The sequence below is a fragment of the Streptomyces sp. YS-3 genome (genome assembly GCF_045257485.1).
Taxonomy (GTDB): domain Bacteria; phylum Actinomycetota; class Actinomycetes; order Streptomycetales; family Streptomycetaceae; genus Streptomyces.
Genome location: NZ_JBJHPC010000232.1, coordinates 1 through 10611, shown reverse-complemented (window position 1 = coordinate 10611; position 10611 = coordinate 1). Strand labels below are relative to the sequence as shown.

Sequence of the window (10611 nt, the reverse complement as noted above, 5' to 3'; positions counted from 1 at the left end):
CTTCCGCTGCCCCCGGTCGAAGCCGGGACGGTCGACCACCGTGCAGCGAATCCACTTGACCAGCACCGCGCCATCGTACGGCTCCGGCCCCCCGCCCCGGTCCCACTCCGGCGGACCGGAGAGCCACGCGCGCGTGGCAGCATGGTCACCGTACGGCCCGCCAACAGGCCGTCCTGGGGAGGGGTTTGGGGATGAGCGGATTCAGCAAGGGACTCGGCAAGGTCGAGGTGGCACTGCGGTGGGACCCGAGCCCGGCCGGCACCCCGGCCCATGACCTCGATGTGATCGCGGCGGTCTACCCGGTGTCCGACCCGTACGGCAGCCCCGCCTATCTGGTGCACTTCGACAGCCGCTCCCCCGACGGCACGGTCTACATGAGCCGCGACAGCACCACCGGAAAGGGCTTCGGGGACGACGAGGTGCTGACGGTGGAGTTCGCCCGCCAGCCCGAGGCGCACGGCCGGATCGTGGTCGGCGTCGTCATCCAGCAGCGCCCGGACCGGCTGGTCTTCGGCGATGTGGCCAACCCGGAGGTGCACATCCGCGAGGGCTACACGGAGCTGGCGAGGGACGACTTCTCCGCCGTGGCGCACTGCACGGCCGCGACGGTCGCGGAGTTCGTCAGGTCCCCGGGCGGCGCCTGGCAGTTCCACCCGGGCGTGCGCGGCTTCGACCTGGAACCGGACGCCTTCACCGCCGCGATGGGCGCGCGGACGGCCTGACTCGCGCGTACGCGGCCAGGCCCGCGGGGGCTGTTCCGCCCCCGGACACCCCTGTGGGGACCGGCGGTTCGCCGGTCCCCACGGGGCAGGGCCTGAGTGGCCCCGGGAGCGCTCGGGCCGCGAGCGCCCGTTGTCAGCTGCAGCCGCTGGTCGAGCCGCAGCCCTCGCAGATGTAGCAGGAGCCGGCCCGCTGCATCTTGGTGCCGCAGGAGAAGCAGAGCGGCGCGTCGGCGCTGACGCCGAGCTGCATCTCGACGAGCTCCGCCGAGTTGTGCACCGCCTTCGGGGGCTCGACGACGGCCGGCTTCGGCGCGGCGACGGCCTTCAGCGTCTCCGTTTGACGGGGCGCGGACTGGGCCAGTCCCTCGACGTCCATGTCCTCGTCCTCCATGGTCGGCTCGTACGAACCGGTCTCCAGGTGGCGCTGACGCTCCTCGGCGGAGTGGATGCCGAGGGCCGAGCGGGTCTCGAAGGGCAGGAAGTCCAGCGCCAGGCGGCGGAAGATGTAGTCGACGATCGACTGCGCCATCCGCACGTCCGGGTCGTCGGTCATACCGGCCGGCTCGAACCGCATATTGGTGAACTTCGAGACGTAGGTCTCCAGCGGAACGCCGTACTGGAGGCCGACCGAGACGGCGATCGAGAACGCGTCCATCATGCCCGCGAGGGTCGAGCCCTGCTTGGACATCTTCAGGAAGACCTCGCCCAGACCGTCGTCCGGGTAGGAGTTGGCGGTCATGTAGCCCTCGGCGCCACCGACCGTGAAGGAGGTGGTGATGCCCGGACGGCCCTTGGGCAGGCGCTTGCGGACCGGGCGGTACTCGACGACCTTCTCGACCGCGGTGCGGATGGTCTCCTCGGCCTTGGCGGTGACCGCCTCCTTCTCCTTGGTCTTCGCGGAGAGGGGCTGGCCGACCTTGCAGTTGTCGCGGTAGATCGCGAGCGCCTTGACGCCCATCTTCCACGCCTCGAAGTAGACCTCCTCGACGTCCTCGACGGTCGCCGTCTCCGGCAGGTTGACCGTCTTGGAGAGCGCGCCGGAGATCCACGGCTGGATGGCCGCCATCATGCGGACGTGGCCCATCGCGGAGATGGAGCGCTCACCCATGGCGCAGTCGAAGACCTCGTAGTGCTCGGTCTTCAGGCCCGGGGCGTCGACCACGTTGCCGTGCTCGGCGATGTGGGCGACGATCGCCTCGATCTGCTCCGGCTGGTAGCCGAGGCGGCGCAGCGCCTGCGGCACCGTGCCGTTGACGATCTGCATCGAGCCGCCGCCGACCAGCTTCTTGAACTTGACCAGCGCGAGGTCGGGCTCCAGGCCGGTGGTGTCGCAGGACATCGCGAGACCGATGGTGCCGGTCGGGGCGATGACCGACGCCTGGGCGTTGCGGAAGCCGTTCTTCTCGCCGAGCCGGACCACGTCCTGCCAGGCCTCCGTGGCGGCGGCCCAGATCGGGGAGTCCAGGTCGTCCACGCGGACGGCCTTGGTGTTGGCGTCGGCGTGCTGCTTCATGACGCGCTGGTGCGGCTCGGCGTTGCGGGCGTAGCCGTCGTACGCGCCGACGACCGCGGCGAGCTCCGCGGAGCGCCTGTACGAGGTGCCGGTCATCAGCGAGGTGATGGCGCCGGCGAGCGCCCGGCCGCCGTCCGAGTCGTACGCGTGGCCGGTGGCCATCAGCAGGGCGCCGAGGTTGGCGTAGCCGATGCCCAGCTGACGGAAGGCGCGGGTGTTCTCGCCGATCTTCTGGGTGGGGAAGTCGGCGAAGCAGATCGAGATGTCCATCGCGGTGATGACCAGCTCGACGACCTTGGCGAACCGCTCGACCTCGAAGGACTGGTGGCCCTGGCCGTCGTCCTTGAGGAACTTCATCAGGTTCAGCGAGGCGAGGTTGCAGGACGTGTTGTCCAGGTGCATGTACTCGCTGCAGGGGTTCGAGCCGTTGATGCGGCCGGACTCCGGGCAGGTGTGCCAGTGGTTGATGGTGTCGTCGTACTGGATGCCGGGGTCGGCGCAGGCCCAGGCGGCCTCGGCCATCTTGCGGAAGAGCGACTTGGCGTCGACCTCCTCGATGACGTCACCGGTCATCCGGGCGCGCAGCCCGAACTTGCCGCCGGTCTCGACGGCCTTCATGAACTCGTCGTTCACCCGGACGGAGTTGTTGGCGTTCTGGTACTGGACGGACGTGATGTCGTCGCCGCCCAGGTCCATGTCGAAGCCCGCGTCGCGCAGCGCGCGGATCTTCTCCTCCTCCTTCACCTTGGTCTCGATGAAGTTCTCGATGTCGGGGTGGTCGACGTCGAGGATGACCATCTTGGCCGCGCGGCGGGTGGCGCCGCCCGACTTGATGGTGCCGGCGGAGGCGTCGGCGCCGCGCATGAAGGAGACCGGACCCGAGGCGTTGCCGCCGGAGGAGAGGAGCTCCTTGGAGGAGCGGATACGGGAGAGGTTCAGGCCGGCGCCCGAGCCGCCCTTGAAGATCATGCCCTCTTCCTTGTACCAGTCGAGGATCGACTCCATGGAGTCGTCGACGGACAGGATGAAGCAGGCGGAGACCTGCTGGGGCTGCGGGGTGCCCACGTTGAACCACACGGGGCTGTTGAAGCTGAAGATCTGGTGCAGGAGGGCGTACGCCAGCTCGTGCTCGAAGATCTCGGCGTCGGCGGGCGAGGTGAAGTAGCCGTGGTCCTCGCCGGCCTTGCGGTACGTCTTCACGATCCGGTCGATGAGCTGCCTGAGACCGGTCTCGCGCTGCGGGGTGCCGACGGCCCCGCGGAAGTACTTGCTGGTGACGATGTTGACCGCGTTCACCGACCAGAAGTCGGGGAACTCGACGCCACGCTGCTCGAAGTTGATCGAGCCGTCGCGCCAGTTGGTCATGACGACGTCACGACGCTCCCAGGTCACCTCGTCGTACGGGTGCACGCCGGGGGTGGTGTGGATGCGCTCGATACGCAGGCCCTTGGCCGGCTTGGAGCCCTTGGTGCGGGATCCTCGTGCCGGGCCGCTCGTCGTCTCTGTCATGCCGCCTCCCATACGCGGGCGAAAACGCCCAAAAGTGCCCGAATGTTCCCGTGGCACGGTGTGTGTCTTGTGTCCCGGGCGCCGCGCAGAGCACCCGTGACAGGTCCTGGATCGCCGCCGATCGGCGGCCGGGGTCCGCCGGTCAGTCGGCGGCGGTGGCGGGCACGGGGACCGCGGGGGTCACTCCTGCCGCGCGCGCGTCCGCGTCGTCCGCGGGAGGCCGTTGTTCGCGGAGCTCCGCGATGGCGGCCTCGAAGTCATCGAGGGTGTCGAACGCCCGGTACACGGACGCGAAGCGCAGGTACGCGACGAGGTCGAGCTCCTGCAGGGGGCCGAGTATGGCCAGACCCACGTCATGGGTGGTCAGCTCGGCGCTGCCGGTGGCGCGCACCGCCTCCTCGACCCGCTGGCCGAGCTTGGCGAGGGCGTCCTCGGTGACCGGCCGTCCCTGGCACGCCTTGCGGACGCCGGAGATGACCTTGGTGCGCGAGAAGGGTTCGGTGACGCCCGACCGCTTGATGACCATCAGCGAGGCCGTCTCCACCGTCGTGAAGCGACGGGAGCAGTCGGGGCACTGGCGGCGCCGGCGGATCGACGTGCCGTCGTCGGTGGTCCGACTGTCGACGACACGGCTGTCGGGGTGCCTGCAGAAGGGGCAGTGCATGGATCCCAACCCTCCTTCACAGCACGACTGAATAGCCTCGTCAGGCCTGAACAGGCCCCGTCGAAGCAGCCACCAGCATAGGCGATGGGCGTGGCCAGAAGGACCAACGACCACAACTTCTGGGTGGCGGGGGCAATCCAACCACTAGATCTGGGGTTTCACCGACAAGCGTCCACTACCGCGTGTCGCGGATCGGTCGCGCAGGGAACAGCGTCCCCGGGGTCCGGTTCCGGCCCGTGTCCGCGCGGGCCCGGAGGGCGACGGACGACCGGCGGGCAGCAGCGGCTGCGGGTCGCCGGGGCACCACGTCGCAGACTTCGTCCCGGGCGCGCCCGACCGCGTTTCCGGGCGACCGGATGGCAGACTGGGGCCCCGCGGAGCGCGGTACCGGCCATCACCGCACGGTCGTACGTACGCACGGTCCGGCGGTTCGTCCGATCGTCCGGGGGCTGCCGCGCGGCGCGCCCCCAGGGGTATCGGCGTCGGTGGTGAAGGGTACCGTAATCGCCCGAAATGCCTGCGGTCCGGGGTTCGACCGGACCCCGGCGACAGGCACCGCATACACCCGGCCTTATCGTCACGTCACGCGTTCTGCGATTTTTCACTCGAACGTGTGTTTGGCGCAACCTTTCGAAAGCTACTACCGTTGTCCAGCTAGGGAGACCATTTCGAGAGGGGCCGACGTGACCACCACCGCAGACAGTGCCACCATCACTGCCCAGGACCGCTCCCAGACCCGACTTGAGCCGGTGCATGCCATGAATGACGCAGTCACGAACCAGGAGGGCGGCGATCCCGCGCGGTCCACGCGCTCGCTGCCCGGGCGGCCTCCGGGCATCAGGGCGGACAGCTCCGGTCTCACCGACCGGCAGCGGCGGGTCATCGAGGTCATCCGCGACTCCGTCCAGCGCCGGGGGTACCCGCCGTCGATGCGGGAGATCGGTCAGGCGGTGGGTCTCTCCAGCACGTCCTCGGTCGCCCACCAGCTCATGGCCCTGGAGCGCAAGGGCTTCCTCCGCCGCGACCCCCACCGCCCCCGGGCGTACGAGGTGCGCGGCTCGGACCAGCCCAGCAGCCAGCAGACCGACACCACCGGCAAGCCCGCGGCCTCCTATGTGCCGCTGGTCGGCCGGATCGCGGCCGGTGGCCCAATCCTCGCCGAGGAGTCGGTCGAGGACGTCTTCCCCCTCCCCCGCCAGCTGGTCGGCGACGGCGAGCTCTTCGTCCTGAAGGTCGTCGGTGACTCGATGATCGAGGCCGCGATCTGCGACGGCGACTGGGTCACCGTGCGCCGCCAGCCCGTGGCGGAGAACGGCGACATCGTCGCCGCGATGCTCGACGGCGAAGCCACCGTGAAGCGGTTCAAGCGCGAGGACAACCACATCTGGCTCCTCCCGCACAACGCCGCGTACCAGCCCATCCCCGGCGACGAGGCGACCATCCTCGGCAAGGTGGTGGCAGTGCTGCGGCGGGTCTGACCGACCCGCCGGCAAGGACCGGCCCCGGGACCCACTGCGCCGGTCCCGGGGCCCTGCTGTGCCCGGGGGCAGGCACGTGCCCGGATACAGGCACCCGAGCCGGGCCCTTCCCTCCGCCCCTGCCCCGCCCTGTCTCTCGGCCTTGTCTCCCGGAGCCGACCGGCCCCGGGGCGACTACTTCCCGTCGGCTATTTCCCGTCGGCCTTGGCCACCGCGTCGATCGCGGCGAGCGAGCGCCGCACCTGGTTGCGGTCCGTGGTGTACCAGAAGTCCGGCAGCGAAGCCCGCAGATAGCTTCCGTAGCGCGCGTTCGCCAGCCTCGGGTCGAGCACCGCGACCACGCCCCGGTCCCCCGTCGCCCGGACCAGCCGGCCCGCACCCTGGGCCATCAGCAGCGCGGCATGGGTGGCCGCGACCGCCATGAAGCCGTTGCCGCCGTTCTGCTCCACCGCCTTCTGACGAGCGCTCATCAGCGGATCGTCGGGCCGGGGGAACGGGATCCGGTCCATCACCACCAGCTGGCAGCTCGCACCCGGCACGTCCACGCCCTGCCACAGCGACAGCGTGCCGAACAGACACGTCTCCGGGTCGCCGGCGAACGTCTTGATCAGCTCGCCCAGGGTGTCCTCGCCCTGGAGCAGGACCGGCTTGTCCAGCCGCCCGCGCAGCTCCTCGGCGGCGGCCTGGGCGCCCCGCATCGACGAGAAAAGGCCCAGCGTGCGGCCCCCGGCCGCCTCGACCAGCTCCGCCAGCTCGTCCATCATGTCGCCGCGCGAGCCCTCCCGGCCCGGGGTGGCCAGATGGCGGGCGACATAGAGGATGCCCTGCTTGGGATAGTCGAAGGGCGAGCCGACGTCGATGCCCTTCCACTGGGGCACGTCCTCGCCCTCGGTGCCCTCCGGCGCCAGGCCCAGCGAGGCGCCCACCCCGTTGAAGTCTCCGCCGAGCTTGAGCGTCGCCGAGGTGAGCACCACCGAGCGCTCCGCGAAGAGCTTCTCCCGCAGCAGCCCCGAGACGGAGAGCGGGGCGACCCGCAGCGAGGCGCCACTCTGCCGGTATGCGGCGCCGCCGCGGGGCTCGTGCCGCTCGTACCAGACCACGTCGTACTCGGAGCCGTTGCAGATACGCTCCGCCACCGCGTGGACGCTCTCCACCGCCGCGAGAGCCTGCTTGCGCACCGCGTCCTCGTCCTGGACGGACTTGTCGCGGGTGGAGCCGAGCGCCGAGATCACCGTACGAGCGGCGTCGCGCAGCGCCATCAGCGCGTACCCCAGGTCCTCCGGGATCTCCTCCAGCCGGCCGGGCAGCGCGAGCTCCATCAGCCGCTCGAAGCCCTCGGCGGCGCTCTGGAGCTGATCGGCGGCCTTCTCGTTGACGAGCTTGGCGGCCCGCCGCACCGCCCGGTTGACCTGCCCCGGGGTGAGCTCGCCCGTGGCGACGCCGGTGACGCGGGAGACCAGCTCGTGCGCCTCGTCGACGATCAGCACCTCGTGCTGCGGGAGCACCGGGGCGCCCTCGATCGCGTCGATCGCGAGCAGGGCGTGGTTGGTGACCACCACGTCCGACAGCTTGGCGCGCTCGCGGGCCATCTCCGCGAAGCACTCCGCTCCGTACGCGCACTTCGAGGCGCCCAGGCACTCCCGTGAGGAGACGGACACCTGGCCCCAGGCCCGGTCCGAGACGCCCGGCGTCAGATCGTCCCGGTCGCCGGTCTCCGTCTCGTCCGCCCAGTCCCGCATCCGCAGCAGGTCCTGACCGAGCTTGCTGGTGGGCGCGGCGGCCTCGAACTGGTCGAAGAGCCCGTCCTCCTCTTCCTGCGGCACGCCCTCGTGGAGGCGGTGGAGGCAGAGGTAGTTCGAGCGGCCCTTGAGCATGGCGAACTCCGGTCGGCGCCGCAGCTGCGGGTGCAGCGCGTCGACCGTACGCGGAAGATCACGCTCCACGAGCTGCCGCTGGAGCGCCAGGGTCGCCGTGGCCACCACGACGCGCTCGCCGTGCGCCAGCGCCGGCACCAGATAGCCCAGGGACTTTCCGGTGCCGGTGCCGGCCTGGACGAGCAGGTGGGAACCGCTGTCGATGGCGTCGGCGACGGCCGTGGCCATGGTGACCTGGCCGGGGCGCTCCAGGCCGCCGACGGCGGCGACGGCGGCGTGCAGGAGCTCGGGGAGAGATGGCTTCGTCATAGCCCGACCACCCTACGGGGCACCACTGACAATCCGATCACGCCGGCGGTGCGAGCGGGTTCGGGACGGTGCCCGCGACGGCCGCGTGCGGGCGCTCGGGACGGTCCCGGTAGCCATCGAGGTGCAGCCGGTTCCGGTTGAGGCAGAGCCGCTCGATCCTGGGCGTGAGCAGGTCGAACATCTCGTAGCGCTCCTTGAGCTCGGGGAACCTGGCCTGGTGGCGCAGGATCTCGTCACGCACCAGCGCCCAGAAGTCGCCCTCGGCGACGCCCATGTGCTCCCGGCACAGCGGCGCGAGATGGCGGAAGACTCCGACGAAGAGGCCGGAGTGGATGAACTGGGTGAGGAAGGACGGCGGCTCGGTCAGCAGGACGGCGCGTACGTCGTCGGGCATGGAGTCGTGCTCGGGCAGTGGTTCCGCGCTGACGTTGACGTCGTCCACGAAGTCCTTGATCGCCAGACGGACGGGCACGTCGTGCTGGTCGAAGACGACGATCGCGTTCTCGCCGTGCGGCGAGAAGACCGTCCCGTAGCGGTAGAGGAACCGCAGCAGCGGCGGCAGCATCGCGCCGAACAGCCGGCGCAGCCAGACCCCGGGGGCGAGCCCCGAGCGGGCGACGAGCTCGGCGGTGAAGGCGCGTCCGCGCGGATCGGTGTGGAGCAGCGAGGCGAGCGTACGCGCGCGTTCGCCGCCCGCCAGCCGGTTCTGCAGCGGCTCGCGCCAGATCGCTCCGAGCAGCTCCTTGTACTGGTACGGAACCTCGGCGAGGTGGTCGTACAGCGGGTGCTCGACCGCCACGGAGGCCACCTCTCCGAGCAGGATCACCCCGCTTTCGTCGCACAGGAACGGATCGGCGTCGCACAGGCCCTGCATCCAGGCCGTGACGGCGGGCGCGGCGAGCGTGCGCTCGGTCGGCAGTCCCCGCCAGACCAGCGTGTTCAGGATGGACAGCGGCAGTTTCACGGTGTGCCGCTCGGGGCGTGTGGTGTTGAGGAAGGTCCGGATGGACTGCTGGGGCAGCCGGAGGTCGCTGTCGCCCGGCAGCGGGACGATCGCGCCGTCCGCGACGGCCGGGGCGAACAGCGGCAGGACCACCTCGTCCCACTGCCAGGGGTGGACGGGCAGATAGAGGTAGTCCTCGGGGGCGAGTCCACGCGCGCGCAGCGCGGCGGCGAAGCCCGCGCGGACCTCCGGGTCGAGCTCCCGGGCGTAGAGCCGGTCGGGGGTGGCGAGGGCGGCGACGCCCCGGTAGCGGGCGAGGTCGGTGCGGACCGCGATCCAGGGCAGCGGGGCGGCCCTGCGGGCCTCGGGGGCCCAGCGGGCGGCGTCGGCGGCCGAGAACCCCACCCGGCCCTTGTTCAGGACGAGCCAGGGATGCCCGGTCTGGTGGCCCTCCAGCTCCCCGTACCCGAGCTCCGCGAGACGGGCGGCGGACAGCGCGGTGTGGTCGAGGCGGGTGTCGGCGGCGAGGGTGGCCGTGAGCTCGCCGACGAGGTGGCCGAAGGTGGCGCCGTCGAGTCCGAGCGTGCGGCGGGCCCGGGTGAGGAAGGCGAGCGGGTCGGTGAAGGGCTGTCCGCAGTGGGTGACGGAGTCGGCGTCGACGAGCCAGTCGTCGTACGCGCCGCGCCGGGCGCGGAAGGAGAGGGCGGAGCCGTCGTCCAGGGCCTGCGTGTACGTGCCGTGTTCCCCCCGGGGCCCGCCCGGGTCTCCGGGGCCGCCTTCCGGGCCGTGGTCCTCGCCGCCGCTCTCGCGCCGCGCGACCGGCTCGATGATCCCTTCGTACGCGAAGGCCCCGAGCATCTTGGCGAGCAGTCGGCGGGCCGCGCGGTCCCAGGCCTCGCGGTTCAGCTCGGGCGGGACGAGCAGTTCCTCCCGTTCTTCGGAATCATCGGGGACAAGCGGGTTCGGCAAGGCGACTCCTCGGGGTGGAACCGGTTCGGTTCGAGCGGTGTATGTAGGGCAGCGGGTGGTTCGCGGTACGCCGCGGCGGGTGCTTGGCGACGGCTCGCGGCGGGTTCACAGCAGGTTCCTCAGCGCGCGGTCGCGGACCATGAGGGCGGCCCGCTTGTCGGGAAGGTCGACCTCCGCGGCGTACCGGAAGCCCGCGCTCAGAAAGGCGGAGACGGAGGGGGTGTTGCGCAGATCGGGCTCGGCGACCACCCGGGGACACAGCGGCCGGTTGTCGAGGACGAGATCGGCGACGGCCCGCAGCAGAGCGGTCCCGACCCCGCGCCCGCGATCCGCGACACCACCGATGAGGAGGTGGATGCCGGTGTCGTGCGGACGCGCCGGGTAGTACCGGGCGAGCGGGTCGAGATCGGCCCGGTAGATCTCCCAGTAGCTCATCGGAACGCCGTCGAGCAGCCCGAGACACGGCACGCTCCGCCCGTCACCGTCGAGTTGGGGCCGCAGATGGGCCGCCGTGACCGAGTCGGGCCCCGCGAGCTCCCAGAAGGCGGCCACCGCGGGGTCGTTCATCCAGGCGCTCAGGAGGGGGAGGTCACGCTCGACGCGTACGGGGACGAGGTGGAGGAGGCCGAC

Annotated in this window: 7 protein-coding genes and 1 pseudogene; 2 read left to right on the top strand and 6 right to left on the bottom strand. The window is 71.0% G+C overall.

The annotated features are described in order from the left end of the window. Positions 1 to 81 (bottom strand): annotated as a pseudogene (locus tag ACJA3G_RS19635) (DUF4937 domain-containing protein); the annotation flags it as partial. A 110-nt stretch (positions 82 to 191) separates the two neighbouring features. On the opposite strand from ACJA3G_RS19635, the gene ACJA3G_RS19630 reads away from it, so the two are divergent. After that, positions 192 to 722, top strand: coding sequence for a TerD family protein (locus ACJA3G_RS19630; protein ID WP_406554321.1), 531 nt, complete (start codon positions 192 to 194; stop codon positions 720 to 722). Between the two features lie 133 nt (positions 723 to 855). Here ACJA3G_RS19630 and ACJA3G_RS19625 read toward each other — a convergent pair whose 3' ends face one another. Next, a complete protein-coding gene (locus ACJA3G_RS19625) occupies positions 856 to 3744 on the bottom strand; it encodes a vitamin B12-dependent ribonucleotide reductase (RefSeq protein WP_406554320.1) in 2889 nt (962 codons plus the stop codon). Between the two features lie 142 nt (positions 3745 to 3886). Beyond that, the gene (gene nrdR, locus ACJA3G_RS19620) at positions 3887 to 4408 is read right to left on the bottom strand and encodes a transcriptional regulator NrdR (RefSeq protein ID WP_406554319.1); all 522 of its coding nucleotides are present in this window, start codon (positions 4406 to 4408) and stop codon (positions 3887 to 3889) included. Between the two features lie 683 nt (positions 4409 to 5091). On the opposite strand from nrdR, the gene lexA reads away from it, so the two are divergent. Continuing rightward, complete coding sequence (lexA, locus tag ACJA3G_RS19615; RefSeq protein WP_406554318.1) at positions 5092 to 5886, top strand: transcriptional repressor LexA; 795 nt, start codon at positions 5092 to 5094, stop codon at positions 5884 to 5886. A 188-nt stretch (positions 5887 to 6074) separates the two neighbouring features. Here lexA and ACJA3G_RS19610 read toward each other — a convergent pair whose 3' ends face one another. The 3 genes from ACJA3G_RS19610 to ACJA3G_RS19600 all read right to left on the bottom strand — a co-directional run. Further along, positions 6075 to 8069, bottom strand: a complete 1995-nt coding sequence (locus ACJA3G_RS19610) for an ATP-dependent DNA helicase (RefSeq protein WP_406554317.1) — start codon at positions 8067 to 8069, stop codon at positions 6075 to 6077. Positions 8070 to 8106: 37 nt separating this feature from the next. After that, entirely contained in the window at positions 8107 to 9981 is a 1875-nt protein-coding gene (locus ACJA3G_RS19605) for an IucA/IucC family protein (protein WP_406554316.1), read from the bottom strand. A 105-nt stretch (positions 9982 to 10086) separates the two neighbouring features. After that, the coding region (locus ACJA3G_RS19600) for a GNAT family N-acetyltransferase (RefSeq protein WP_406554315.1) at positions 10087 to 10611 on the bottom strand (525 nt) is incomplete at its 5' end.